Consider the following 24,937-nt stretch of genomic DNA (forward strand, 5'->3'; position numbering starts at 1 on the left):
GCAACCAGTTCGCCATAATGTTCGGCGAGCGCTTCGACGCTTGAGTATCTGAAACCGCATGGAGCCGGTCAGATACACAAAGTTCAGGACACTCCCCGGGCAAACAGTCCTCAGGACTGTTTTCTGACCCTCCTCACCCTGCAGGATGCCGCCGAAGCCCTGCAAGATCCGCTCGGCATGATGCCCGCCCCGACCGGGCGCATAGGTGAAGGCCACGCCGGTGGTGCCGTGCCGCCCCAAGGGCAGTCATCGCGGGCCAGCGCCCAGAAGTATCCGGTTTGGTCTTTCTCGACCCAGGGTCGAGGACCGGGGCGCGGGTCTTGCCCATGAACAGTTCGGTTGACCGCTTCAGGTTGGCTATCAGCGCGTCATGGACGGGGCGCAGTTCGAAGGCGGCGCGTCCGACCCAATCGGCAAGGGTGGAGCGGTCGAGATCGACGCCCTGACGGCTGTAGATCTGGGCCTGCCGATAGAGCGGCAGATGGTCAGCGTATTTGCTGACCAGCACATGCACCACCGTCGTTTCGGTCGGCATGCCGACGCGCCACCTCGTTCATCGTGACACCGGGCACCAGCGTCTCCGCCACCATCCGACCCTTCGCTTCGTCAGACCATCGCCGCTTGGCCGCCGGAGCAGCCAGAAGCTCCACAAACCCGACGGCCTCCATACTGCGCTCCCGATGGACTCCCACTGACACCTCCCGTGCAAATCTCCACACGATAGCGCATCGCAGCTTACCGATTCAGCAGGAAGGTGGGGGCGGAACAGCGCTTACGTCGAACTGATCATCGGCTGACCAAGCCCAATCACCCTTGGACCAACGGTCAGGTCGAACGGATGAACCGCACGATCAAGGAGGGTGAGGCGGACCAGGAAACCCTCCGGGGGAGGGTTTCCCCGCTGAACGTCAAACGCTTCCATTACGACAGCCATGACCAACTGCGAGCACATCTGGCGGACTTCATGGCAGCCTACAACTTCGCTCGAAGGCTGAAGACCCTCGGCGGCCTCACCACATACGAATACATCTGCAGACATCAGAGCCTGACAGATTCATCCTTAACCCGATCCACCAGAGGCGGGGACTGAACAGTTAGGTTCAACCAACTCGCGACCGTACAGATCGAGTTCCCTGAAGAGAACAACGAAGGCCCTGAAGATCGGTCGGAATGCGGCCCGGTTGTCACGCCAAAAGTCAGCGAACGTCTTGAATCGGGAGAGAGCAGGCGCATCAGCCAGATGACCTCGATGTTGCGCCGTGTTTCAATTTACAGGCGCCGGCTGGACCGCACCTTGTTGAGATACCCGTAGATGTAGAGTTTGAGCAGGTCAGCGGGATTATAGCCTGGCTTACCCGTGGCCTTGCCGCGGACCCGTGCAAACCGCACGCCTCCAGATCCAGACTATCGACGAATGCTTCGATGAACCGAACAGGATGTCCGGCCCTACATAGTCGTCCACCGACTCGGGGCAAAAGCAAAAGCTGAGATCGGTCACTACCTGAGATATGTGCTATGGCTGAGCATATCACCCGCATCGATGTCAGGGAATCCTACAGGCGTTTTGACACGGTCTGGCTTCTCTACCGCAACCACCCCTCGAACGCCGCCAGCACCTCCTCGTACACCCCGCGCTTGAAGGGCACGATGTTTTCCAGCAGCGCCGCCGCGGGCATCCAGCGCCATTCCTGGAATTCGGGGTGATCCGTGTCGATGCGGATGTCGGAGTCCGCGCCCAGAAACCGCATCAGCACCCATTTCTGGCGCTGCCCGCCATACCGGCCCTTCCAGACCTTGCCCAGCAGTTCCGGCGGCAGGTCGTAATAGACCCAGTCCGGGGTTTCGCCCAGAACCTCGACCTTGTCGGCGGGAAGGCCGGTTTCCTCGGCCAGTTCGCGAAGGGCGGCCTGGCGGGGATCCTCGCCCTTGTCGATGCCGCCCTGGGGCATCTGCCAAGCGCCGGGCATGTCGATGCGCTGGCCCGCGAAGACCAGCCCCTCGGGGTTGATCAGCACCACCCCCGCGCAGGGCCGATAGGGCAGCCCGCCCGGTCCCGCGCGCCTGTCAGCCATTCGTGTTCGAGGCCCCGGTCCCTTCGGTTCCCGAACCCTCGCCGGTCACGGCGGGGGTCGCCTCGGCGGGCACCTGGCCCGCCTTGAAGTCGACCGCCGCGAGCCCCTTGAGGATGTCCACGGCATAGGCCAGCTGGTAATCCTCTTGCCGCAGCTTGGCGGTGGCCTCGACCTCGGCGGCTTCCTGTTCGATCTGCTGCTTTTCGTCGTCGCTGACCGAATCGTTGTTCAGCGCGCCGCGCAGGTCGGCCTCGGAGCGGCCGAAATTCGACTGGCTGCGGGGCGCTTCCTCGTCCTCTTCCGAGGCGGGCGGGGGCGAGGGCTGGGCCACCAGGATGTCGGGCTGGATGCCCAGCGACTGGATCGACCGGCCGGACGGCGTGTAATAGCGCGCGGTGGTCAGCCGGATCGCGCTGTCGGCCGTGACCGGCATCACCGTCTGGACCGACCCCTTGCCGAAGGTCTTTTCCCCCACCACGATGGCGCGGCGGTGGTCCTGCAAGGCGCCCGCGACGATTTCCGACGCGCTGGCCGAACCGCCATTGGTCAGGACGACCATCGGCTTGCCTTGGGCCAAGTCGCCCGGCTCGGCGTTCCAGCGTTCGCTTTCCTCAGGGTTGCGGCCGCGGGTGCTGACGATTTCGCCCGCGTCCAGGAAAGCGTCGGACACGCTGATCGCCTGGTTCAGCAAACCGCCGGGATTGTTGCGCAGATCCAGGACGAAGCCGGTCACCTTGTCGATGCCGCCCGCCTCTTTGACCGCCTTGTCCAGTTCGGATTTCAGCGTCTCATAGGTCTCGTCGTTGAAGGTCGAGACGCGCAGGACGACCGATTTCCCCTCGATCCGGGTCTTGACGACCGTCAGCTTGATCGTGTCGCGGGTCATGGTCAGGTCGAACGGCTCGGTCTCGCCCTCGCGCAGGATGGTGACGGTGATCTCGGATCCGATGGGGCCGCGCATCATGTCCACGGCCTGATCCAGCGTCAGGCCCATCAGCGATTCCCCGTTCACATGGGTGATGAAGTCCCCGGACTTGACGCCCGCCTGGGCGGCGGGGGTGTCGTCGATGGGGCTGACGACCTTGACCAGCCCCTCCTCCTGGCTGACCTCGATCCCCAGGCCGCCGAAGCTTCCGCGGGTTTGGGTCTGCATGTCCTCGTAATCGCTGGCGGCCAGAAAGCTGGAATGCGGGTCCAGCGAGGTCAGCATCCCGTTGATCGCGGCCTCGATCAGTTCCTTGTCGTCGGGCGCCTCGACGTAATCGGCGCGGACCCGCTCGAAGACGTTGCCGAACAGTTCAAGCTGTTCATAGATCGAGGCGTTGGAGCCGGTTTCCTGGGCCACCAGCGGCCCTGCGATCTGGGTGGTCAACAGCGCGCCGGCCAGAACGCCGCCCACCCCTGCGATCAGATAATGTTTCATGACGGCCTTTCCTGCCTTCAATCCTGTTCAGGCTCCACGACGGGATTCAGCACGAACCAGTCCGCCGGGTCCAGAGTTTCCTGTCCCTTGCGCAATTCCAGATACAGGGATTCGGTCCGCCCTGCATTGCCGCCGATGGCGGCATCGGTCACGAATTGCGCGCCGAATTCCTGCGCCGGCGCCTCGGTCCCGCCCATCAGGCCCAGGGGATCGCCCGCTTGCAGCACGTCGCCCACCTCTCCGAACACCTGCGACATGCCCGCGAAGACCAGAAGATACCCGCGCGCGGGTTCGACGATCATCACATTGCCGTAATCCAGCAACGGCCCGCGATAGCGGATGGTGGCGGGCCAGGGGGTGGTGACAAGGGCGGCGGGCGGCGTGGCGATCACCCAGCCGGGCCGTTCGACCCCGGCGGCATCGGGCTGGTCGTAAAGGCGCAGGATGGTCCCCACCACCGGCAGCGGCAGGGCGCCGCGCGCGCCTTCGAAATCCTCCATCGGCGGGCCGACATCCATCTGGACCTTGGCGACCCCGGCGGCGAATTCGTCCAGCGACTGCGCCGCGTCGCGCAGCTTCTGCAACTCGGCGGGCGCATCGGCGAAGCGCACCGGCAGGCTGGAGCGGTCGGTGACCGCGCTTGCCAGCAGCCGGCGCGCCTCTTGCACGGATGCCAGCCCCGCGCCCAGCATCTGTGCCGCGCCGGCCTGCAAGTCGCGCACGGTGGCGATTTCGGCCAGGTCGTCCTGCAACCGTTCGGCCTCGGCCCGCAGGCCGGGGGTGACATCGGCCAGGACCATGCCAGAGCGCGCATTGGCCAGCGCCCCCGCCGGATGCAGCAGCAGGGTGGTTTCGGGCGCCTGTTGCAGCGCCGTCATCGCCCCCAGGACCGAGGCCAGCCGCCCGCGCTGCGATTCGAAGCGGGCGCGCAGATCGGCCTCGCGCGCGCTGGCCTGGCGCAACCCGTCGCGCAGCGCGGACAGCCCCAGTTCATAGCCCCGGATCACCTCGGTCAGGGCCGTCACCTGGTCGTCGGCGGACACGGCATCGGCCAGCTTGGCCACGGCGGCGCGCAACTGGGCGGCGGCGTCCTGCGCCTCGGCCACGGCGGCCGTGACCGAGGGCTGGGGTTCCTGGGCCGATCCGGGCGCGGCGATCAGCGCGGCAAGCGCCAGAGAGCGGAGAAGCTTCATGCGGTCTCGATCAGGCTTTCGCCGGTCATCTCGGCGGGCTTGCCCAGGCCCATCAGGTCCAGGACGGTGGGCGCCAGATCGGCCAGCCGCCCGCTGCGCAGGCGCGCGCCTGCCGGACCGCCATAGACGATCACCGGCACCGGGTTGGTGGTGTGCGCGGTATGCGGTCCGCCGGTCACCGGGTCGATCATGGTTTCGCAATTGCCGTGATCCGCGCAGACCACCGCCGCGCCGCCGACGCGATCCAGCGCCTCCAGCATCCGGCCCAGGCCGCGATCCACCGCCTCGCAGGCCAGCATGGCGGCGGGCAGGCTGCCGGTATGGCCCACCATGTCGGGATTGGCGAAGTTCACCACGATCAGGTCATAGCCCGCGCCGATCACCTGAACCAGCTTGTCGGCCACCTGATCGGCGGCCATCTCGGGTGCCAGGTCATAGGTCGCCACCTTGGGGCTGGCGGGCATGAAACGATCCTCGCCCGGTTCGGGGGCTTCCTTGCCGCCGTTCAGGAAGAAGGTGACATGGGGGTATTTCTCGGTCTCGGCCAGGCGGAACTGGCGCAGGCCCTTGGCCGCGACCCAGGCGCCCAGCGTATTGACCACCTGCCGCTTGGGATAGGCGGCGGCCATATATTCGTCGTGGCGGGTGCTGTAATCGACCATGCCCAGCAGCGCCGCCCATTCGGGACGGTCTCCGGTGTCGAACTGGTCGAAGGCGGGATCGGCCAGGGCGGTCAGGATCTCCCGCGCCCGGTCGGCCCGGAAATTGAGGCAGAAGAACCCGTCCCCGTCCATCGCGCCGTTATAGCCGTCGATGATGAAGGGCTGGATGAATTCGTCGGTCTCGCCGCGCGCATAGGCCATGGTGACAGCCAGATCGGCCGACAGTGCGGGTTCCCCCTGGCCCGCGACGATGGCGCGATAGGCGCGCTCGATCCGTTCCCAGCGGTTGTCGCGATCCATCGCGTAATAGCGCCCGATCACCGTGCCGATCCGCGCCCCCTCGGGCAGGCTGCCCTGCAATTCGGTGACGAAGCCCATGGCCGATTGCGGCGGCACGTCGCGGCCGTCGGTGATGGCGTGCAGCACCACCGGCACCCCGGCGGCGGCGATGGCGCGGACGGCGGCCTGGACATGGACCACATGGCCATGCACGCCGCCGTCCGAGACGATGCCCATCAGATGCGCCGTGCCGCCGGTCGCGCGCAGCCGTTCCACGAATCGGACCAGCCCTTCGTTGCCCACGAAGCTGCCGTCCTCGATCGCCAGGTCGATCTGGCCCAGATCCATGGCGACGACCCGGCCCGCGCCGATATTGGTGTGGCCGACCTCGGAATTGCCCATCTGGCCGCGCGGCAGGCCCACGTCGGGGCCGAAGGTCGTCAGCGTGGCATGGGGGCAGCTGCGCATCAGCCGGTCGAAATTCGGCGTCGCGGCCTGGTCGGGCGCGCTTTGTTCGGGCCGGTCGGAGATGCCCCAGCCGTCAAGGATGCACAGGACCACAGGTTTCGTCATATCGTCCCTCGGGGATGGTTTGCGCCTTGTTACGCCTGTGCGGCGCTTGCGGCAACCGCAAGGCCGGGGGCGCTTCGCCCCCCGGACCCCCCGAGGATATTTGGGCAAAGAAGAAGATCATTCGCGGTGATAGGGCGATCCGGCCAGGATGGTGGCGGCGCGATAGAGCTGTTCCGCCAGCATCACGCGGACCAGCATGTGCGGCCAGACCATCCGGCCCAGGCTGATCTGCCAGTCGGCGCGGGCGCGCAGCGACGGATCCAGCCCGTCCGCGCCGCCGATCACGAAACAGAGATCGCGGGCCTGATCGCGGTATCCCGCCAGCCGCCCCGCGAAGTCCGGCGACGTGGGCTGCTCGCCGCGTTCGTCCATCACCACAAGCGCCGCGCCCGGAGGGATGGCGCGGGACAGAAGCTCGGCCTCGGCGGACATGCCGCCGCCGCGCTTGTCCTCGACCTCGTGGAGGGCGACGGGGGGCAGGCCAAGGCTGCGGCCGGTCCTGGCGAAACGGTCGAGGTAATCCGCCACCATCGCCGCCTCGGGGCCTTTGCGCAGCCGTCCGACCGCGGCGATGTCGATCCGCATGGCGTCCCGCCCGGCCTAATGCGCGGGGCGGGCCTGGTCGCGCCCGCGGCTGAGCGCGTCTGCGGGCATCCACATCTTCTCGAGCTGGTAGAATTCGCGCACTTCGGGGCGGAAGACATGGACGATGACATCATCGGTGTCGATCAGCACCCAGTCGCCGGTATCCTTGCCCTCGATCCGGGGGGTGCGGCCGGTGATCTGCTTCATCCGCTCGGCCAGCTTTTCGGCGATGGCGCCGACCTGGCGCGCGCTGCGGCCCGATGCGATCACCATGTGATCCGCCATGGCCGACCGGCCGCGCAGGTCGATCGTGACGATGTCCTCGGCCTTGTCGTCGTCGAGCGAGGACAGGATGCGGTCAAGAATCTGGTCGCTGGTCAGATCCTGCGCCGCGGGGATCGCTGCCGGCCCCGTGGCCGGCGAGACGTCTTGTGACAGGGTTCAATCCTCCGGTCAGCGCGCCGATCGCCCCCGGCGCAGGGGATGGATCAAAGATAGCAACTTTTCAGGCCATCTCAATGTTCCCGGTCCGATTCCCGTCCTTGTAGCAGGGCTTGTCGGCAATATTGCGTCAAGGGGCAAACAAGATTAGAACAGGCGCATGTCCGGGTTCATCTATTTCGACATCCATGACCGCGCCCGCCTGCCCTCGCGATTCTTCGGCGAAGCAAACTGCGTGACGGCGCGACTGTGACGGGCTGCGGTCCTGCCGCAGCCGCCTGTCCGTCATGATCTCATCACAGCCGAAAGCCAAACAGCCATGATCACCGAACCCCAATCCGCCGCCGCGCGGACGCTTTACGACAAGATCTGGGATGCCCATGTCGTCGACCGCCAGGACGACGGCACCTGCCTTCTGTATATCGACCGCCACCTGGTCCACGAGGTGACCAGCCCGCAGGCCTTCGAAGGGCTGCGCATGACCGGCCGCAGCGTCCGCGCCCCCGAACGCACCATCGCCGTGCCCGACCACAATGTGCCGACCACCTGGGACCGCGAACAGGGCATCGACAACGAGGAATCGCGCATCCAGGTCGACGCGCTTGACCGCAATGCCCGCGAATTCGGCGTCGTCTATTACCCGGTCAACGACATCCGCCAGGGGATCGTCCATATCGTCGGCCCCGAACAGGGCTGGACCCTGCCCGGCATGACGGTGGTCTGCGGCGACAGCCATACCGCCACGCATGGCGCCTTCGGCGCGCTGGCCCACGGCATCGGCACCAGCGAGGTGGAGCATGTGCTGGCCACCCAGACGCTGATCCAGAAGAAGTCGAAGAACATGAAGGTCGAGGTGACGGGCCGCCTGGCCCCCGGCGTCACCGCCAAGGACGTGGTGCTGGCGATCATCGGCCAGACCGGCACGGCGGGCGGCACCGGCCATGTCATCGAATATTGCGGCGAGGCGATCCGCGCCCTGTCCATGGAAGGCCGCATGACGATCTGCAACATGGCCATCGAGGGCGGCGCCCGCGCGGGCCTGATCGCCCCGGACCAGACCACCTTCGATTACGTCAAGGGCCGTCCCCACGCGCCGAAGGGCGCGCAATGGGAAGCCGCCGTCGCCTGGTGGAAGACGCTGTTCAGCGACGAGGACGCGCATTGGGACAAGATCGTCACCCTGCGCGGCGAGGATATCGCCCCGACCGTGACCTGGGGCACCAGCCCCGAGGACGCGCTGCCGATCACCGCGACCGTTCCCGATCCGTCGGATTTCACCGGCGGCAAGGTCGAGGCCGCGCGGCGGTCACTGGATTACATGGGCCTGACCCCCGGCACCCGGCTGACCGACATCGCCATCGACGCGGTGTTCATCGGATCCTGCACCAACGGCCGGATCGAGGATCTGCGTGCCGCGGCCGAGGTGCTGCGCGGCCGCAGGCTGGCGCCCGGCGTGCGCGGCATGGTGGTGCCGGGTTCGGGCCTGGTCCGCGCCCAGGCCGAGGAAGAAGGGCTTGACCAGGTGTTCAAGGAGGCCGGTTTCGAATGGCGCCTGGCGGGCTGTTCGATGTGCCTGGGCATGAACCCCGACCAGCTTGCCCCCGGCGAACGCTGCGCCGCGACCAGCAACCGCAATTTCGAGGGGCGCCAGGGCTACAAGGGCCGCACCCATCTGATGTCGCCCGCCATGGCGGCGGCGGCGGGGGTGGCGGGCCATCTGGTCGACATCCGCGAATTCGCCGCCCAACCCGCATAAGGAACCCGATCATGGACAAGTTCACCACCCTGACCGGGATCGCGGCGCCGATGCCGCTGGTCAATATCGACACCGACATGATCATCCCGAAACAGTTCCTCAAGACGATCCAGCGGTCGGGCCTGGGGGTCAATCTGTTCGACGAACTGCGCTATGACCGCGAGGGCAACGAGCTGCCGGATTTCGTGCTGAACCAGCCGGCCTACCGGCAGGCCGAGATCATCGTGGCCGGGGACAATTTCGGCTGCGGATCGTCGCGCGAACACGCGCCCTGGGCGCTGCTGGATTTCGGGATCCGCTGCGTGATCTCGACCAGCTTCGCCGACATCTTCTTCAACAACTGCTTCAAGAACGGCATCCTGCCCATCGTCCTGCCCCAGGACGCCGTGGACGTGCTGATGGAGGATGCGCAGAAGGGCGCCAATGCCCGGATGACCGTGGATCTGGAAAACCAGACCGTCACCACATCGGACGGGGTGGCGTTCCAGTTCGATGTCGATCCGTTCCGCAAGCATTGCCTGCTGAACGGGCTGGACGATATCGGGCTGACCATGGAAAAGGCGCCCCGCATCGAAAGCTATGAAACGCAGATGGCGCAGGCCCGGCCCTGGGTCTGAGCCGAGGGCCTGAAAAGGCCCCGCCATGCGTGGATGGCGGGGCAAGGGGGTTCCCCTCGATGGCGGCAGCCTGGGGGGAACCTGGCGAACCGTGGCCTCAGTTGGGGCGGGAAACCTCGCCTTCCATCTCGGCGCGGATCTGCTGGCGCAGGATGTCGATGGGGATCATCTTGCCCTCGCGCTTGTAGCACCAATAGGTCCAGCCGTTGCAGCTGGGCGCGCCCTCCAGTGCGGCGCCGACCTGGTGGATCGACCCTTTCACGTCATTGCCGATCACTGACCCGTCGGCGCGGACCTTGGCCTTGTGGCGGTTGTTCATGGAATACAATTCCTCGCCCGGTCGCAGCATCCCGCGTTCGACCACCTGGCCGAAGGGAATGCGCGGTTCGGCGCGTTTGGCGCGGGTCGTGGCCAGCGCCTCGGCATCCAGACGGCGGATGCGGGACAGCCGCCGTTCGGCGACCGCGCGATAGGCCTCCTCGCGCTCGATCCCGATGAAGTCGCGGCCCAGCATCTTGGCGACCGCGCCGGTCGTGCCGGTGCCGAAGAACGGATCCAGCACCACGTCGCCGGGATTGGTCGTGCCGATGATGACCCGGTGCAGCAGCGATTCCGGTTTCTGCGTCGGATGGGCCTTGTCGCCCGCCGCGTCCTTCAGCCGTTCGCCGCCGTTGCAGATCGGCAGCACCCAGTCGGACCGCATCTGGACGCCTTCGTTCAGCGATTTCAGCGCCTCGTAGTTGAAGGTGTATTTCGACGATTCCGATTTCGCCGCCCAGATCAGCGTTTCATGCGCGTTGGTCAGCCGCTTGCCCCGGAAATTCGGCATCGGGTTCGACTTGCGCCAGATCACGTCGTTCATGATCCAGAAGCCCTGGTTCTGGATCTCGGCGCCGACGCGGAAGATGTTGTGATAGCTGCCGATGACCCAGATCGCGCCGTCCGGTTTCAGAAGGCGGCGCGCGGCGGCCAGCCAGTCGCGGGTGAAGGCGTCATAGCTGGCGAAGCTGGAGAACTGGTCCCAGTGATCGTCGACGGCATCGACCTTGGAATTGTCGGGTCGGTGCAGGTCGCCGCGCAGTTGCAGGTTGTAGGGCGGATCGGCAAAGATCAGATCCACGCTGGCTTCGGGAAGCGCGTTCATCGCCTGGATGCAGTCGCCTGCCAAGATCTGATTCAGGGGTAACGGTCGCGCGGCTGCCATGCGCTGATCCTTGGTCTTTATCATCTCTGCCTCGGGAGTGGTGCCGGCTTGGGCCGGTCTGTGTCCCGTTAACATGATTCAGACCCGAATCGGCGTCAATTTCTTTTTTGAATCAAAGGGTTGATTGAAGGTCTTTACACAAGATGTTGTGGACCGGCTGGAACGAACGCCTATGAAAGGGGGTGACGCCCAGATCTAGCAGCGCGCGTTTATGGGCGGGCGTGGCGTAACCGGCATTCGCCTCCCAGCCATAGCCGGGATGTTGTTGCGCCAAATCCACCATCAGCCGGTCGCGCGCGACCTTGGCCAGGATCGACGCGGCGGCGATCGTCACGCAGCGCGCGTCGCCCTGGACGATCGCCTCTCCGGGGCAGGACAGGTCGCGGGGGATGCGGTTGCCGTCCACCAGCACAAGGCAGGGACGCTGGCGCAGGCCCGCGACCGCCATGCACATCGCCAGATGGGCCGCGTGATAGATGTTCAGGCGGTCGATATCTTCGACACCGACATGGACGATGCAGTGATCGCAGTTGGCGGCCAGCCACGCGGCCAGGGTTTCGCGGCGTTTCGCGGTCAGCTTCTTGGAATCGTTCAGCCCGTCGGGGATGTTGGCGGGATCCAGGATCACGGCGGCGGCGGTGACGGGTCCGGCCAGCGGGCCGCGCCCGACCTCGTCCACGCCCGCGACATGGCGGGCGCCTCGGGCCAGGGCGGTTCGTTCGAAGCTGAAATCGGGCAGGCTCATGCGGTGACGGTTACAGGGGGAATGGTCACCTCTTCAAGGTTCACGCCCGCGCCTTCCCGGTCCACCACCAGGAAATCCGCCGGGCTGTCCAGCGGCGTCAGCACCCCGTGCCAGACGCCCGCGCGCAGGTTGACGCCGGTGCCCGCGGGCACCAGGAAGGCGCGCGGCTGGCCGGGCTTGCCGCCATCGTCGGGGGCCACCACAGACAGCCAGGCCCCCTGCCCCAGCGGCATGAAGGCCTGGCTGCCCAGCGGATGGCGTTCCAGCAGCGTGCAGTCATAGGGCAGGCTGACCGCCTGCGACCGGAAGATCGAGATGATCGCATCGCCCCCGCCGGTCTCGACGGTGGCAAGCGCGTGATGGCGTTCGCAGCGGCCCGCGTTGATCATGCGGTCGGGGGTCGCGCGCGGGGTCAGGACATCCCCGAAGGGGGCGAAGGCTTCGGCGGTGATCGGTTCGATGCGGATGCTGGTCATGGGTTTCTCCTTGCGCCTTGGCTTACCCTGCCGGGGCCAGCCCGTCGAGGATCCGCGCCAGGATCGCGCGCCGCGTGGCGGGCCTGCGCAGCAGCGCGGCCTCGGCCCGCGCGGCGGCGGCCATGGCCTTGCATTCGCTTGGGTTTTCCCGTGCCCAGGCCAGTTTTTCGGCGATGTCGCCGCAATAGCGCTCCAGCGGGATATAGTGTTTCCATGCCTGAAAGCGGCCGGAATAGAACACCTCCCACCCGTCCTCCTCGGCCAGCAGGACCGATTGCCCGTCGATGGCCTGGATGAAGTTCGAACCGTGGTCATAGCCGGTCATGCACAGCTGATAGCGGAAGCGATGGAAGAATCCGCGCCCCTCGCGCGGCGCGCAATAGGGGGCCAGCAGCGGATCGCGGGCGAAGTCGCGAAACCCCCAAGCCATCACCACCCCCAGGTCGAAATCGGGATGGCCGAACCATTGCCGCAGGAAAGCCAGCCGGTTGGTGTTGCACAGCCGGTCCCAGGCCGCCTGCCGCCGGGCCGGGTCTTCCCCCGCCGCCGCCAGGTCGCGCAGAAAGACGTGGGAGGCCGGGCCGGGCTTGACGCCGCCCGTGCGTTCGCTGCCCGAGATCATGCCCCGCCAGACCACCCGGTCCAGCTTGTCCTCCCACGGGATCGGATCGGGCGCGGCATCGGGATCGAAGCCGGGCAGGCCGATGGCGTGCTGGTCGGGCAAGGGCCACAGGACCGCGTTCCGTGCGCCCGTGCGGCGGTTGTGGCACAGGACGGGGGCGGCCAGCGGCTGGCCCTGCGGCGATCCGAACCACCGCGAATCCTCCATGTCGATGCGCAGGGGCATCGGGCGGCCCAGGCGCAGGGCGTCGTTGATGACGCCTTCGGCCCGGATCAGCTTGAAATGCCGGCCAGGGGCGGCGAGGGCGAGGCCGCCGTCCGGCACGGCGATGCGCCGGGGATTGCCGTTCCTGTCGATGACGGAACCGCCGCCACCCCAGATGGAAAAATATTCCGAAAACCCGCCCTCCTGGCCGGTGCCCGGCGCGCGGTGGCCAAGGCAGAAATCAGCCACCTCCTGAACATAGGCGTGATCGACCCGTTCCGCCGCCGAGGCGGCGCGGGGCACGGCGGGATCGGCGGGCGGGCCATCCGCCGGGAACCAGCCCTGCGGCCCTCCGGGATCCGGCATGGGCAGGATCGGTGCCAGCCTCTCCGCCAGGTCGCGGGGCGAATCGCGGTCCAGATCGACGCGGATCAGCCGGGGATCGGTGCCGAAGGCGGTATCCACCGCCGCCAGATGGGCGTGCCAGTCGGCATCCCATATCCGGGGCAGGTCGGCGGGGGCGCAGCCACGGTGATGGGCATGGCAACGCGCTGCGGCGCCCCCGTCGCGGGTCAGGCGGTCCCGGATCCAGTCCTGGGGCGCGCGGATGGTCAGGATGAAGCGGGCCTGCGGAAAGCGGTCGGCCAGCCAGCCGAACTGCCGCCACGCCTCCAACAAGGGGCGCCAATGCGGAGCGTCGCGGTAAAGGCCCGAAAACAGCACCGCGCCCGGCCAGAGGCGCAGCGGATCGCCGCCGGTGGCCCGCGCGAACAGGATATCCTCGGCCAGGCGACCCTGGTCGTGGCAGACGGCGGCATGGCCGTTGCGGCGGAACATCCGGGCCAGCCGCGCCTCTCCACAGCCGTCCGGGCTGATGTGGAAGAACAGCGGCGGCGCGCCCGTCATCGGGCCATCACCCGCCGATCAGCCGCCCCGGCCGTGGCAGGAAGATCGTCAGGATTCCCAGGATCGGCAGGAACGAGCACAGCAGGAACACCGTCTCGATCCCCTGCGCGTCGGCCAGCACGCCCAAGGCGGCGGCGGCGATGCCGCCCATGCCGAAGCTGAAGCCGAAGAACAGCCCGGCGATGGTGCCGGTGCGGCCCGGCACCAGCTCCTGCGCGAAGACCACGATGGCCGGGAAGGCCGAGGCCAGGATCAGCCCGACGATCACCGCCAGCACCCCCGTCGCGACCAGTCCGACATGCGGCAGCAACAGCGTGAAAGGCAGCACCCCCAGGATCGAAAACCAGATTACCCGCAACGGCCCGATCCGGTCGCCGACGATGCCGCCCAGGATCACCCCGGCCGCCATGCCGCCCAGGAACAGGAACAGCATCATCTGCGCGCCCTGCGGACCGAGGCCGAACTTCTCGATGGTGAAGAAGGTAAAATAGCTGCTCATCGAGGCGGTGTAGATGTTCTTGGTGAAGGTCAGCACCGCCAGCACGGCGATCGACCGGATCACCAGGTCGCGCGGATAGCGCAGCATGGTGTCGGCGCGGGCGGTGGCGGCGCGGCGTCGGCCCTCGGCCCAGCCGCCGACATGCCACAGCATCGCCGATCCCAAGGCGGCGGCGACGGCGAACCAGGCCACCGCCGGGCGGCCCAGCGGCACGACGATGAAGGCCGCCAGCAGCGGACCCAGCGACTGCCCGAAATTGCCGCCCATCTGGAACAGCGACTGCGCCGTCCCGAACCGCCCGCCCGAGGCCAGCCGCGCCACGCGCGAGCTTTCGGGATGGAACACGGCCGAGCCGACCCCGATCAGCATCGCCCCCGTCAGCAGCATCTCGTAGCGATGGGCGAAGGCCAGCAGCAGCACCCCGCAGAAGGTCGCGGCCATGCCGAAGGGCAGCGACCGGGGCTGCGGATGCTTGTCCGTGGCCATGCCGATCAGCGGTTGCAGCAGCGATGCCGTGACCTGGAAGGCAAAGGTCATCACCCCGATCTGCGCGTAGGTCAGCGAGAACTCGACCTGCAGCAGCGGATAGATCGCCGCCAGCATCGACTGCATCACGTCGTTGATCATGTGGCACAGGCTGATGGCGGTCAGGATGCCCCAGGCCGTGCCGGTGGCTGCCATCGGGCCGGATGTCGGGATGTCGGCGCGCATCGTTCCCCCACGCTTACCTGCATATCCTGCAATACCAGCCCCTCGGGCGGGCGCAAGCGGGCTGTTGCCGCCGGTCGGCCCTAGCCTGCGCGGGTCTTGGCCGATCCCGGCCCACTGACGATTTGGACAGCTTCCCTAAACGTCGCCCGGGGCCGACACTGGCGCGGTATGTGTTTCGAGTAACAAAGTTAAAACAATGGCAAAAATTCCCGGCAACCTTGTCAGGTCGCTGCGCGCATCCGGCGCGGCGGGCGGCGGGCGGCGTATGAATACCTGGCAATCCGTGCGCGCCGACGTGCTGGAACGAATACGGTCGCGCGAATGGCCGCCGGGGGAACTGATTCCCACCGAACAGGAACTGGCCGCCACATTGGGGTGCGCGCGGGCGACTGTCAACCGGGCGTTGCGCGAACTGGCCGACAGCGGCATCCTGGAACGCCGCCGCAAGGTCGGTACCCGCGTGGCCGCGACCGTGGCCCGGCGCACGGTGCTGGACATGCCCGCCATCCGCACCGAGATCGAGAACATGGGCGCCGCCTATTCCTATGAGCTGGCGCGCTTCACGACCCGCCACCCCACCCCTTTCGCGGCGCGGGCGCTGCAAGTGCCCCTGTCCCAGGAACTGCTGCTGATCCACGCGAAATACACCGCCGACGGCCAGCCGCATTGCTGCGAGGCGGTCTGGCTGAACCCCGACCTGCTGCCGCCCCTGACGCGCGAGGATGTCGAACAGCAATCGGCGCATGAATGGCTGACCAGCCATGTGGCCCTGACGCATGGGCGGTTCTCGATCCTGGCCGCTGCCGCCAAGGGCGATTGCGCCTTTCACCTGAACATTCCCGAAGGCACGGCGGTCCTGACCATCGAGCGCACGAATTGGGCGGACACCCATCCGGTGTCCTTTGCCCGCCAGTTCTATCCCCCTCAGCACCGCCTGGTGTCCGAGGACTAGGCCAGCGCCGGAAACAGCGCCAGAGCGGCCAGGACCAGAAGGTCCAGGAACAGGAAGCGGCCAAGTCCCGCAAGAACCGTGCCGGTCGGAATGTCGCGGACAGCAGCGGCGACCACCACGGCGTTCAGGCCCAGCGGCGGCAGGATCAGCGCGATCTCGACCATCTTGACCAGCAGGATGCCGGACCACACCGGATCCAGGCCATGCGCCCCGCCGATGCCCAGGGCGAATGGCAGGGCCAGGACCAGGATCGCCGCCGGCTCGGCCAGCAGGCCCAGCACCGCGCAGGCCAAGGTGAGCAACGCGACGGCGGCCAGATGCGGCAGGATCCCTGCGTCCCGGACGAGCAACGACGAAAGCGCGCTCAGATCCAGGACGGTCAGGAACAGCCGCGCGCCGATCAGGATCAGCAGGATCGACGCCGCCTGCATCGCGCTGTCGCGCAGCGCGGCCCACAGCGTCTCGGCCGTCAGACGATGCTGGAGGACGGCGGCAGCCAGGGTCACGGCCACGCAGACCGCCAGGGCGGCGACCGCCGACAGCCGACCCGTCCAGATGCCGCCCAGGATGATCCCGAACAGCACCGGCGCGGGCCAGACCGCCCGCAGCGCCGTGCCGCGCCGCATCGGCACGGCCCGCGACGGCGGCGCGGCCTGGGGATCGCTGCGGACCCACCAGGACAGCACCGCGATCATTCCGGCCAGCGACAGGGCCGCAGGCAGCAACGCGCCCAGGAACATCGCGGCGACCGGGGTTCCGGTCAGCAGCGCCCACAGGATCAGCAGCATCGACGGCGGCAGCAGCGCCCCCAGCGTGCTGCCGATGGCGACCGAGGCCCCCGCCAGGCGCGGGTCATAGCCCGCGCGCAGCATCTCGGGCACGGCGATACGCGACATGGTGGCGGCGCAGGCGACGGACGATCCGCAGGTCGCCGCGAAGCCCGCGCAGCCCAGGATCGCCGCCCCGGCCAGCCCGCCGCGCCTGTCCTGCAACAGCACCGCCGCCGCGTCATGGACCCGCGTCGCGAAACCCGCATAGAAGGCCAGGTTGCCCAGCAGGACCACCAGCGGCACCGCCGCCAGATCGGGCGCCGCCAGCAGGGCCGCCACCTGGTCCCAGGCCCGGTCCCCCGCCCCCAGAAGCGCCGTCCCGACGCCGCCCGCCAGCAGCAGCGAAAGCGCGACGGGCATCCGCAGGACCAGAAAGGCGATCACCGCCGCCATGGCGGCAAAGCCGATCATCTCCATCGCCGATCCGTTCCGTCCTGTCTCACCGCGTCCCCGGATCCGTTGCCGTCGGGGAACGCTAGTGCGGCGGCCCGGCAAACTCAAACTGGAATTGACCGGAATGTGACCGGCGGTCTATCTGGCGATTTCGCGCAAGACATTGAATGCTGCGCCCACCCCGACGGAGAGATTGATGCCGCGATTCCCCCTGCGAATCCCGCTTGCCCTGATCCTGGCGGCGCTGTCGGGCCTGCCTGCGGCGGCCCAGACCGACCTGCCCTTCACCGCCGCCGATATCGAGGCGGCGGCCTATGACGGCGGCGACCTGCCCTCGGGGCGGTCGGCGCTGACGACCAAGGTGCAGGTGCTGCTGGACCGTTCCGGGATCTCTCCGGGCGTGATCGACGGCTTCAAGGGCGGCATGAGCCAGAGCGCGATCATGGCCTTTGAACGCCGGTCGGGCCTGCCCATCGACGGGGTGATGGATCCGCATGTCTGGAACCTGCTGCAATCCTTCGCCGCCCTGCCCGCGACCAAGGATTACACCATCACGGCCGAGGACGCGCAGGGCCTTGCCGATGCGATCCCCACCGATTACGCCGAAAAGGCGAAGATGCCCGCGATGGCCCATACCAGCGTCGCCGAACGCCTGGGCGAGCGGTTCCACATGGACGAGAAGTTCATCGCCTTCCTGAATCCCGGCGTGGACCTGGTGCCGGGCTCCACCATCAAGGTCGTCGACACCGGCAGCCGGATGCGCGGCAGCGTGGCGCGGATCCTGGTCGATGTGAACACGCGCCGGGTGGCAGGGTTCGACGCGAATGGCAGGCTTCTGGTCGATTACCCGGCGACCATCGGGTCTTCGGCCACGCCCTCGCCTTCGGGAAGCCATCATGTGAAGACGGTCGCGCTGAATCCGAACTATACCTACAACCCGCAGAAGAACTTCCAGCAGGGCGACAACGACGAGGTGCTGGTGGTGCCGCCGGGGCCGAACGGGCCGGTCGGCACGGTCTGGATCGGCCTGTCGAAACCCACCTACGGCATTCACGGCACACCGACGCCCTCGCAGCTGTTCCGCAACCAGTCCATGGGCTGCGTCCGGCTGACCAACTGGGACGCCGAGGAACTGGCCCGGATGGTCACGCCTGAAACCACGGCGGTGGAATTCCTGCCCCAGGGCGTGACCATCGCCGACGCGACTGGCGCGGCCCCCGCCCCGGCGGCAGAGCCTGCCGGGCCTGCCGAAACCGTGGCCACGCCCGTGACGGAACCCGCGCAGACGGCGCCCGCCGCACCGCTGGGTTTCCCGGCCGACCCGCTGGCGGCCAAGCGCGCGCCGTCCGAGCCTGTCTATGAGAACACTTCCGAGGAAGAGGCCGACGCCCTGGCCCCGGCAGCCGATGCGCTGACCGACGCCCTGACGGGCGCGCTGCCCGACGGCTTCGTGGCGCCGCCGCTGGACGAGCAGCCGTGATCCGGCCGGGCGCGATCCTGCTGGCCCTGACCCTGAGCCAGGCCGCACCCGCCGCCGCGCAGGACCGCCCGCCCGAACGACCCGCCCCGGCCGAACAGCCCGCCGCCGCGGATCCACAGCCCGATCCTGCGCCGGTCTTCGGCCCCCCCGCGCCGCCCCGCTGGTTCGGCCTGCGCGAAACCGACCAGGAATACGCCGCCTGCAAGCTGGCCCTGTCCTTTCTGGGCACCGTCTATTCCGAGGAAGCGGCGATCACCGACCCGGACGATCCCGATTGCGGCATCGCCCGCCCGATCCGGGTCGACCGCATCCTGCCCGACCTGACGCTGGAGGGCGGGGCGGTGATGCGCTGCGACACGGCCCGATCTCTGGGCTTCTGGGCGCGCGATTTCCTGCGGCCAGCCTCGCTGATGCTGCCCGGCGCGCCTCGGGTCATGGGCTTGCAACTGGGCACGACCTATGAGTGCCGCCCGCGTGTCGGCACTGGCGCGGACCAGCCGAAGCTGTCCGAACATGCGCTTGGCAATGCCGTCGACATCGCCGCCTTCGTCCTCGACGGCGCGGAGCCGCTGGCCGTGCAGCCGCGCGCCGATACCGGCGACATGGCCGAGGCGTTCCAGCGCACCGTCCGCGCGGCGGGCTGCCTGTTCTTCACGACGGTGCTTGGTCCGGGATCGAACGAGGCGCATGACGACCACCTGCATCTGGACATGGCGGCACGGCGCGGCGGCTGGCGCCTGTGCCAGTGACCCCCGCCCTCAGCGCCTGCTGCGTTCAAGATCCAGATAGGACGGATCGAACCGCGCCAGCAGCGTCAGCCCCTTCCAGTCGGTGATGGTGATCTCCGCGCCCAGCCAGCGGATCAGCCCGCGGTCGCGCAGATCCCGCACCGCGCGGTTTACATGGATCGGCGAATAGCCCAGGATATCGGCCAGTTCGCGTTGCAGCAGCGGCAGGTGGAACTGATGCTCGGACGCGGCGCCCACGGCGTTCAGCCGCGTATAGATTTCGCACAGCAGATGGGCCAGATGCGCGCTGGAGCGCAGGGACGCCGCCGCCACCAGCCACTGCCGATGGATCGCCGCGTCCAGCACCGTGGCCATCCACAGAAGCCGGGTCAGGTGGGGAAAATTCTCGGTGATCTCGGTCAGTTCCGTATGGTCGACGAATTCCACCTCGGCCGGGCCGACGGCGATGATCGAATGATCCAGCTTGGCCATCACCAGGGCGTGCAGATCCACGAAATCCCCCGGCACATGCAGCGCCGTGATCACCCGGTCGTCGGGCCGCCCGACAAGCGGATGGGACCGCGCCGACAACCCGCGCAGCATCATGCAACTGCGATCGGGGCTGCTGCCCGCGGGGACGATCACCTCCCCAGGGGCATAGCTCGCATGTTCGGTCTTCAACGTCCGCAGGCGTTCCAAGTCTTTCGTGCTGAGACTGTCACGCCTTTGAAGATAGCGGACAAAATACTCGGTGATCGCCAATTCGTTCCCCATCCTTTCCCGTGGTGTGGCAAATCGCCCGGACCGGCGCAATGGGATCAGGTTTCATCTAACATTCATTAAGCCAACTCAAATGCTTGGCTGTTGGTTTCACCTTATGTTCAGCCGCGCGCGGCCTGCCGCCCATGCGCCGGAACCCGCAGGGCGCTGCCCAGGGCCGCGAAACTCTCGGCGATGCCCGGCGTCCTGACGGTGATCAGGTCATCAAGCTGGGGAAACAGCTTCACGGCCTCGTCCAGCCGGGGATCGGCCCCTGGAGCGTAAAGACCGGCGCGAATCATCAGTTCCGATTCCGAATAGGCGCCCAAGGCGGCCCTGGCCTTGCCGATCATCCTGTTTTCGTCGGGGGTGGCGGCGTCGGGCAAGGACCGCGACACCGACTTTACCACATCGATCGCCGGAAAGCGCCCGCGTTCCGCAATCGTGCGATCCAGGACCACATGCCCGTCCAGCGTGCCCCGCAGGATGTCGGCCACCGGCTCCTCCATGTCGGACCCGGCGACCAGGACGCTGAAGATGCCGGTGATGTCGCCCGTCCCCTCCAGCCCCGGCCCGGACCGCTCGGCCAGGGCCATGATCAGGTTCGACACGGATGGCGGAAAGCCGCGATAGCTGGGCGGCTCGCCCGCGGCCAGGGCGATCTCGCGATGCGCCTCGGCGAATCGGGTGATCGAATCGGCCAGGAACAGCACATGCCGGCCCTGGTCGCGGAAATGTTCGGCCACCGCCATCGCGGCCCAGGCGCAGCGCCGCCGGATCAGCGGCGAACGGTCCGAGGTCGCGGCGACGATCACCGCCCGCGCCATCCCTTCCGGTCCCAGGGTCCTTTCGACGAATTCGCGCAATTCGCGCCCGCGCTCGCCGATCATGGCGATGACCACCACATCGGCCTGCACGCCCTTGGCAAGCCCCGACAGCAGCGTGGACTTGCCGACGCCCGATCCCGCGAACAGTCCGATCCGTTGGCCGGTGACCAGGGGCAGCAGCGTGTCGAAGACGGCAAATCCCGTGGGCAGGCGCGCGCCCAGCCGTTTGCGGCGCACGGCGGGCGGGGCCTCGCGGCGATAGGGACGGGGTTCGCGGCCCGGTGTCAGGGGACGGCCGTCCAGGGGCTGGCCCAGCGGGTCGATGATTCGCCCCACCCAGGCGTCGCAGGGCGCAATCGAGGGGGCAAACAGCAGCTCGACCTGGGCCCCCACAGACAACCCTTCGGAATCGCCCTCGGGCAGCACATCGGCATGGCGCGGCGCAAGCCCCACGATTTCCCCCGCGACATGGCCTTTCTGAAGCGAAATCAGCACCCTGTCCCCGACCGAGGCATGGCCGTTCAACCCCTCGACCCGGATCAGGCCGGCCTGCATCGAATGCACCCGGCCAAAGTGCCGCGTCATGCGCAAATCCGCGATCCGTGTCGCGATCGAGGTCAGGTGATCCATGTCCGCCATCCGTTTTTTCCAGCCTGCAAACGGTTTCTAAACGAATCGGGGTTAAGACCGGGTTATCGCCAATGAGGGAGAAGCCTCATGTTTGAAAAGATCGAGATGATGCGCATGGCCCGTGCCTTGGGCGCCCATGCCAGCCAGCGGCACCTTGTCGTTGCGCGCAATATCGCCAATGCCGATACCCCCGGCTTCAAGGCCGCCGATACGGCGTCCTTTGCCGACAGCTATCGCACGGGCCTGGTCCCGATGCGGGCCACCGACCCGCGCCACCTTGCCACGCCCGAGTGGTCGCCCGTGACGCGCCAGACGGTGGATGAAACCGGCGTGTCGCCCAACGGCAACTCCGTCTCGCTGGAGGAGGAGATGCTGAAGGCGGCCGAGGTCAAGCGCAGCCACGACCTGTCGCTGGGCATCTACAGCTCGGCCCTGGATCTGATGCGGACCAGCATCGGAAGGAGAACGTGATGGACAAGCCCGTATCCGCCCTGCACCTGGCCGCGTCCGGGATGCGCGCGCAAAGCGAACGCCTGCGCCATACCGCCGAAAACATCGCCAATATCGATACGCCCGGCTATCGCCGCAAGCTGGTCACCTTCGAGGAGGCGACCCGTTTCGGCCGCCCCACCGGAGAGGTCGAGGCCTCGAAGCTGCGGCTGGACCGATCGGACTTGCCCCGCATCTACGACCCCTCGCACCCGATGGCGGACAAGGACGGCTATTACCTGGGGTCGAACGTCGACCTGGTGATCGAGATCGCCGATTCGCGCGAGGCGGGCCGCGCCTACGAGGCCAATCTGAAAATGTTCGAGCAGACGCGCCAGATGGGCGCGTCGCTTCTGGAACTTCTGCGCCGCTAGAAAGGTCGACCCATGTTTACCAGTTTGAATGCAGCAAGCGCCTATTCCGCCGCCCGCACCGCCGTGGCGCCGGGCCAGCCCGCCCCCGCCGTCCAGGCCCTGTCCAATGCGGCCGAAGATTTCGCAGCCCAGATGGGCCAGGTCGACCAGGTCGCCACCGGCGCCATGACCGGCCAGGTGGAAACCCACCGCCTGGTCCAGACCCTGGCCGAGGCCGAGATGGCGATGGAGACCGTGGTCGCCATCCGCGACAAGGTGGTCGAGGCCTATCAGGAAATCCTGCGGATGCCGGTGTGAACCATGGATGAGACGCTGCTGTTCGACATGCTGCGCCAGGCCCTGCTGATCGCGGTCCGCATCTCGGCCCCGATGCTGGCGGTGGCGCTGATCGCCGGGGTGGTGATCGGCCTGTTCCAGGCGCTGACCTCGGTCCAGGAAATGACGCTGACCTTCGTGCCCAAGGTCGGGCTTATGCTGGGCGTCTTCTGGGTCACGATGAGCTTCATGACCACCGCGCTGTCCGATTTCTACCTCGGGCAGATCATCCCCCTGATCGCGGGAAGTTGAGCGATGGACAACGCGATCTATGCGACGCTGACTAGGCAATCCGGGCTGATGGCGGAAATGCGGGTGGTGGCCAACAACATCGCCAACGCCAACACCACCGGCTTCCGGCGGGAAGGCGTGATCTTCGCCGAACACCTGTCCGCGCTGGACCGGCACGGCGACACCCTGTCCATGGCCCATGCGCGGGGCCGGATGATCGACCTGGGCCAGGGCGTGCTGACCCAGACCAACGGCAATTACGACCTGGCCATCGAGGGCGACGGCTTCTTCCTGGTCGAGACGCCCGAGGGCAACCGCCTGACCCGCGCCGGGGCCTTCCTGCCCTCGGCCGAGGGCGAGTTGATGACCGCCGAAGGCTTCCGCCTGCTGGACGAGGGGATGGCCCCGATCATCGTCCCGGCGGGCGCCAGCGGTGTGGCGGTGGGCGCGGACGGCACGCTGTCCGCGAACGGCGTGGCCTTCGGCAAGATCGGCGTCTTCACCGCACCCGAGGAGGCGCAACTGACCCATCAGGGCGGCACCTCCTTCACCATCGACGGACAGCCCGAACCCGTCGACGACGTTCGCATCCGCCAGGGCTTCCTGGAGGAATCCAACGTCGATTCCGTATTCGAAATCACCCGCATGATCGAAGTCCAGCGCGCCTATGAACTGGGCCAATCCTTCCTCGACCGTGAAGATCAGCGCATCCGCAGCGCGATCGCCGGCATGAGCCGCTGAAAGGACCACCGATGAGAGCCTTGCAAATCGCCGCGACCGGCATGAGCGCGCAGCAAACCCGTGTCGAGGTCATCTCGAACAACCTCGCCAACATGTCGACCACCGGCTACAACGCCCGGCGTGCCGAATTCGCCGACCTGACCTATCAGCAGGCGACGCGCCCCGGCACCGTGACGGCCGCCGACGGCACCGTCATCCCGGCGGGCGTGCAGCTGGGCCTGGGGGTGCGGCCCACGGCGGTCAGCATCAACCTGCAACAGGGGTCGCCGATCCAGACCGGGGGCGACCTGGATCTGGCCATCGACGGCAACGGCTATCTGGAGGTGACGCTGCCCTCGGGCATTTCGGCCTATACGCGCGACGGCGGGCTGAAACGGTCCCCGGACGGCCTGGTCGTCACCTCGGACGGCTATCCGGTGGTTCCGAACATCACCATCCCGGACGACGCGCGCTCGATCTCGATCAATGCCGCGGGCGAGGTTTACGCCGATTTCAACGATGAGGTCGAACCGGAGCTGCTGGGCCAGCTGACGATGGCGGGCTTTTCCAACGAAAAGGGCCTCGAAGCGATCGGCTCGAACCTGTTCCTGGAAACCGCCGCCTCCGGCACGCCCCAGGTGACGACGCCAGGCGTCGACGGGCTGGGCATTCTTCGCCAGGGCTATCTGGAGGACAGTTCGGTCGATCCCGTCCGTGAGATCACCGAACTGATCAAGGCGCAGCGCGGATACGAACTGAACGCCAAGGTCATCACCGCCGCGGACCAGATGCTGGCGGCCACGACGCAGGTGCGCTGATGCGGTGGCTGGCCTTTCTTCTGGCGCTTGCCCCCCTGCCCGCCTCGGCGGCGGTGCTGGCGGCGGCGCGCACGCTGCCTGCGGGCACGGTCATCACGGCTGCCGACCTGCGCGCGGTCGATGGCGACCGGCCTGGACTGTCCGATCCGTCCGAAGCCATCGGCTTGCAGACCCGCATCACCATCCACGAAGGCCGGCCGCTGCAAGCCTCGCTCTTGCAGGCGCCCAAGCTGATAGGGCGAAACCAGGTCCATCCGCTGGTCTTCCAGCGCGGCGGGCTGCGGATCGTCGCCCAGGCGCGGACCCTGTCCGATGGCGCGGCGGGCGACGTGATCCGCGTCATGAACCTCGAATCCCGCAACACGATCAGCGCGGTCGTCCAGCCCGACGGCAGCCTGCTGGCCACGCAATAATCAAGGACAT

The 24,937-nt window shown here is 67.5% G+C and carries 28 protein-coding genes and 2 pseudogenes; 13 read left to right on the forward strand and 17 right to left on the reverse strand.

The window, feature by feature from the left end; genetic code table 11:
- Positions 1 to 114 precede the first annotated feature (114 nt).
- Positions 115 to 538, reverse strand: a pseudogene (locus PARHAE_RS02375) (IS66 family transposase); the annotation flags it as partial.
- The gene (locus PARHAE_RS22045; protein ID WP_126153009.1) at positions 486 to 668 is read right to left on the reverse strand and encodes a transposase; all 183 of its coding nucleotides are present in this window, start codon (positions 666 to 668) and stop codon (positions 486 to 488) included. The pseudogene PARHAE_RS02375 and the gene PARHAE_RS22045, both read right to left, overlap by 53 nt.
- A gap of 116 nt (positions 669 to 784) precedes the next feature.
- Between PARHAE_RS22045 and PARHAE_RS02385 the strand changes: the two are divergent.
- A pseudogene (locus tag PARHAE_RS02385) lies at positions 785 to 1,098 on the forward strand (integrase core domain-containing protein); the annotation flags it as partial.
- 171 nt (positions 1,099 to 1,269) lie between these two features.
- Here PARHAE_RS02385 and PARHAE_RS22050 read toward each other — a convergent pair.
- From PARHAE_RS22050 to rsfS, 7 genes are all read right to left on the reverse strand, one after another.
- On the reverse strand, positions 1,270 to 1,389 hold the full coding sequence (locus tag PARHAE_RS22050; RefSeq protein ID WP_420899380.1) for a transposase: 120 nt from the start codon (positions 1,387 to 1,389) through the stop codon (positions 1,270 to 1,272).
- 194 nt (positions 1,390 to 1,583) lie between these two features.
- Entirely contained in the window at positions 1,584 to 2,072 is a 489-nt protein-coding gene (locus PARHAE_RS02395) for an RNA pyrophosphohydrolase (protein WP_126153010.1), read from the reverse strand.
- Positions 2,065 to 3,495, reverse strand: coding sequence for a S41 family peptidase (locus PARHAE_RS02400; RefSeq protein ID WP_126153011.1), 1,431 nt, complete (start codon positions 3,493 to 3,495; stop codon positions 2,065 to 2,067). The genes PARHAE_RS02395 and PARHAE_RS02400 overlap by 8 nt, the downstream gene beginning before the upstream one ends.
- Before the next feature lie 17 nt (positions 3,496 to 3,512).
- Complete coding sequence (locus PARHAE_RS02405; RefSeq protein WP_126153012.1) at positions 3,513 to 4,688, reverse strand: murein hydrolase activator EnvC family protein; 1,176 nt, start codon at positions 4,686 to 4,688, stop codon at positions 3,513 to 3,515.
- Positions 4,685 to 6,202, reverse strand: coding sequence for a 2,3-bisphosphoglycerate-independent phosphoglycerate mutase (gene gpmI / locus PARHAE_RS02410; RefSeq protein WP_126153013.1), 1,518 nt, complete (start codon positions 6,200 to 6,202; stop codon positions 4,685 to 4,687). The genes PARHAE_RS02405 and gpmI overlap by 4 nt, the downstream gene beginning before the upstream one ends.
- Before the next feature lie 117 nt (positions 6,203 to 6,319).
- Positions 6,320 to 6,787 (reverse strand): 23S rRNA (pseudouridine(1915)-N(3))-methyltransferase RlmH, encoded by a 468-nt coding sequence (rlmH, locus tag PARHAE_RS02415; RefSeq protein ID WP_126153014.1) that lies wholly within the window; start codon positions 6,785 to 6,787, stop codon positions 6,320 to 6,322.
- Positions 6,788 to 6,802: 15 nt separating this feature from the next.
- Positions 6,803 to 7,186, reverse strand: coding sequence for a ribosome silencing factor (gene rsfS, locus PARHAE_RS02420; RefSeq protein WP_126153015.1), 384 nt, complete (start codon positions 7,184 to 7,186; stop codon positions 6,803 to 6,805).
- A 361-nt stretch (positions 7,187 to 7,547) separates the two neighbouring features.
- Here rsfS and leuC point away from each other — a divergent pair, with 361 nt between their 5' ends.
- Together leuC and leuD are read left to right on the forward strand one after the other, a co-directional pair.
- Complete coding sequence (leuC, locus tag PARHAE_RS02425; protein ID WP_126153016.1) at positions 7,548 to 8,984, forward strand: 3-isopropylmalate dehydratase large subunit; 1,437 nt, start codon at positions 7,548 to 7,550, stop codon at positions 8,982 to 8,984.
- 11 nt (positions 8,985 to 8,995) lie between these two features.
- A complete protein-coding gene (leuD, locus tag PARHAE_RS02430) occupies positions 8,996 to 9,601 on the forward strand; it encodes a 3-isopropylmalate dehydratase small subunit (protein ID WP_126153017.1) in 606 nt (201 codons plus the stop codon).
- A gap of 97 nt (positions 9,602 to 9,698) precedes the next feature.
- Here the strand turns inward: leuD and PARHAE_RS02435 are convergent, their stop codons facing one another.
- The 5 genes from PARHAE_RS02435 to PARHAE_RS02455 form a co-directional block, all read right to left on the reverse strand.
- Positions 9,699 to 10,805, reverse strand: a complete 1,107-nt coding sequence (locus PARHAE_RS02435) for a site-specific DNA-methyltransferase (RefSeq protein ID WP_126153018.1) — start codon at positions 10,803 to 10,805, stop codon at positions 9,699 to 9,701.
- Positions 10,806 to 10,917: 112 nt separating this feature from the next.
- Positions 10,918 to 11,550, reverse strand: coding sequence for a ribonuclease HII (locus PARHAE_RS02440; protein WP_126153019.1), 633 nt, complete (start codon positions 11,548 to 11,550; stop codon positions 10,918 to 10,920).
- A complete protein-coding gene (locus PARHAE_RS02445) occupies positions 11,547 to 12,026 on the reverse strand; it encodes an ureidoglycolate lyase (RefSeq protein ID WP_126153020.1) in 480 nt (159 codons plus the stop codon). Before PARHAE_RS02445 ends, PARHAE_RS02440 begins: the two co-directional genes overlap by 4 nt.
- A 22-nt stretch (positions 12,027 to 12,048) precedes the next feature.
- A complete protein-coding gene (locus PARHAE_RS02450) occupies positions 12,049 to 13,758 on the reverse strand; it encodes a glycosyl transferase family 90 (protein ID WP_126153021.1) in 1,710 nt (569 codons plus the stop codon).
- A 7-nt stretch (positions 13,759 to 13,765) separates the two neighbouring features.
- Positions 13,766 to 14,968 carry an MFS transporter gene (locus PARHAE_RS02455; protein WP_126153022.1) on the reverse strand — a complete coding sequence of 401 codons (1,203 nt, stop codon included), beginning with the start codon at positions 14,966 to 14,968 and terminating at the stop codon, positions 13,766 to 13,768.
- A gap of 196 nt (positions 14,969 to 15,164) precedes the next feature.
- On the opposite strand from PARHAE_RS02455, the gene PARHAE_RS02460 reads away from it, so the two are divergent.
- Entirely contained in the window at positions 15,165 to 15,920 is a 756-nt protein-coding gene (locus tag PARHAE_RS02460) for a GntR family transcriptional regulator (protein WP_126153023.1), read from the forward strand.
- Here the strand turns inward: PARHAE_RS02460 and PARHAE_RS02465 are convergent.
- On the reverse strand, positions 15,917 to 17,167 hold the full coding sequence (locus PARHAE_RS02465; RefSeq protein ID WP_126153024.1) for a TRAP transporter large permease subunit: 1,251 nt from the start codon (positions 17,165 to 17,167) through the stop codon (positions 15,917 to 15,919). The two genes, PARHAE_RS02460 and PARHAE_RS02465, sit on opposite strands and share 4 nt — an antisense overlap.
- A 172-nt stretch (positions 17,168 to 17,339) precedes the next feature.
- Here PARHAE_RS02465 and PARHAE_RS02470 point away from each other — a divergent pair, with 172 nt between their 5' ends.
- A complete protein-coding gene (locus PARHAE_RS02470) occupies positions 17,340 to 18,623 on the forward strand; it encodes a L,D-transpeptidase family protein (RefSeq protein ID WP_126153025.1) in 1,284 nt (427 codons plus the stop codon).
- Positions 18,620 to 19,372, forward strand: a complete 753-nt coding sequence (locus PARHAE_RS02475; RefSeq protein WP_126153026.1) for an extensin-like domain-containing protein — start codon at positions 18,620 to 18,622, stop codon at positions 19,370 to 19,372. The genes PARHAE_RS02470 and PARHAE_RS02475 overlap by 4 nt, the downstream gene beginning before the upstream one ends.
- 9 nt (positions 19,373 to 19,381) lie before the next feature.
- Here the strand turns inward: PARHAE_RS02475 and PARHAE_RS02480 are convergent, their stop codons facing one another.
- Positions 19,382 to 20,125, reverse strand: coding sequence for a Crp/Fnr family transcriptional regulator (locus PARHAE_RS02480; protein ID WP_241232640.1), 744 nt, complete (start codon positions 20,123 to 20,125; stop codon positions 19,382 to 19,384).
- Positions 20,126 to 20,232: 107 nt separating this feature from the next.
- Complete coding sequence (locus PARHAE_RS02485; protein WP_126153027.1) at positions 20,233 to 21,576, reverse strand: FliI/YscN family ATPase; 1,344 nt, start codon at positions 21,574 to 21,576, stop codon at positions 20,233 to 20,235.
- 78 nt (positions 21,577 to 21,654) lie between these two features.
- Between PARHAE_RS02485 and PARHAE_RS02490 the strand changes: the two genes are divergently transcribed.
- The 7 genes from PARHAE_RS02490 to flgA are packed head-to-tail and all read left to right on the forward strand — an operon-like array spanning position 21,655 to position 24,927.
- The gene (locus PARHAE_RS02490) at positions 21,655 to 22,038 is read left to right on the forward strand and encodes a FlgB family protein (protein WP_126153028.1); all 384 of its coding nucleotides are present in this window, start codon (positions 21,655 to 21,657) and stop codon (positions 22,036 to 22,038) included.
- Entirely contained in the window at positions 22,038 to 22,430 is a 393-nt protein-coding gene (flgC, locus tag PARHAE_RS02495; RefSeq protein WP_126153029.1) for a flagellar basal body rod protein FlgC, read from the forward strand. Before PARHAE_RS02490 ends, flgC begins: the two co-directional genes overlap by 1 nt.
- 12 nt (positions 22,431 to 22,442) lie before the next feature.
- A complete protein-coding gene (gene fliE / locus PARHAE_RS02500) occupies positions 22,443 to 22,727 on the forward strand; it encodes a flagellar hook-basal body complex protein FliE (protein WP_126153030.1) in 285 nt (94 codons plus the stop codon).
- Between the two features lie 3 nt (positions 22,728 to 22,730).
- The gene (locus PARHAE_RS02505; protein ID WP_126153031.1) at positions 22,731 to 22,997 is read left to right on the forward strand and encodes a flagellar biosynthetic protein FliQ; all 267 of its coding nucleotides are present in this window, start codon (positions 22,731 to 22,733) and stop codon (positions 22,995 to 22,997) included.
- A 3-nt stretch (positions 22,998 to 23,000) separates the two neighbouring features.
- Positions 23,001 to 23,717, forward strand: coding sequence for a flagellar hook-basal body complex protein (locus PARHAE_RS02510; protein WP_126153032.1), 717 nt, complete (start codon positions 23,001 to 23,003; stop codon positions 23,715 to 23,717).
- A gap of 11 nt (positions 23,718 to 23,728) precedes the next feature.
- Positions 23,729 to 24,514 carry a flagellar basal-body rod protein FlgG gene (gene flgG / locus PARHAE_RS02515; RefSeq protein ID WP_126153033.1) on the forward strand — a complete coding sequence of 262 codons (786 nt, stop codon included), beginning with the start codon at positions 23,729 to 23,731 and terminating at the stop codon, positions 24,512 to 24,514.
- Positions 24,514 to 24,927 carry a flagellar basal body P-ring formation chaperone FlgA gene (gene flgA, locus PARHAE_RS02520; RefSeq protein WP_126153034.1) on the forward strand — a complete coding sequence of 138 codons (414 nt, stop codon included), beginning with the start codon at positions 24,514 to 24,516 and terminating at the stop codon, positions 24,925 to 24,927. Before flgG ends, flgA begins: the two co-directional genes overlap by 1 nt.
- Positions 24,928 to 24,937: the final 10 nt, after the last annotated feature.

The sequence above is a fragment of the Paracoccus haematequi genome, from assembly GCF_900631945.1.
In the GTDB taxonomy this organism is placed as follows: Bacteria; Pseudomonadota; Alphaproteobacteria; order Rhodobacterales; family Rhodobacteraceae; genus Paracoccus; species Paracoccus haematequi_A.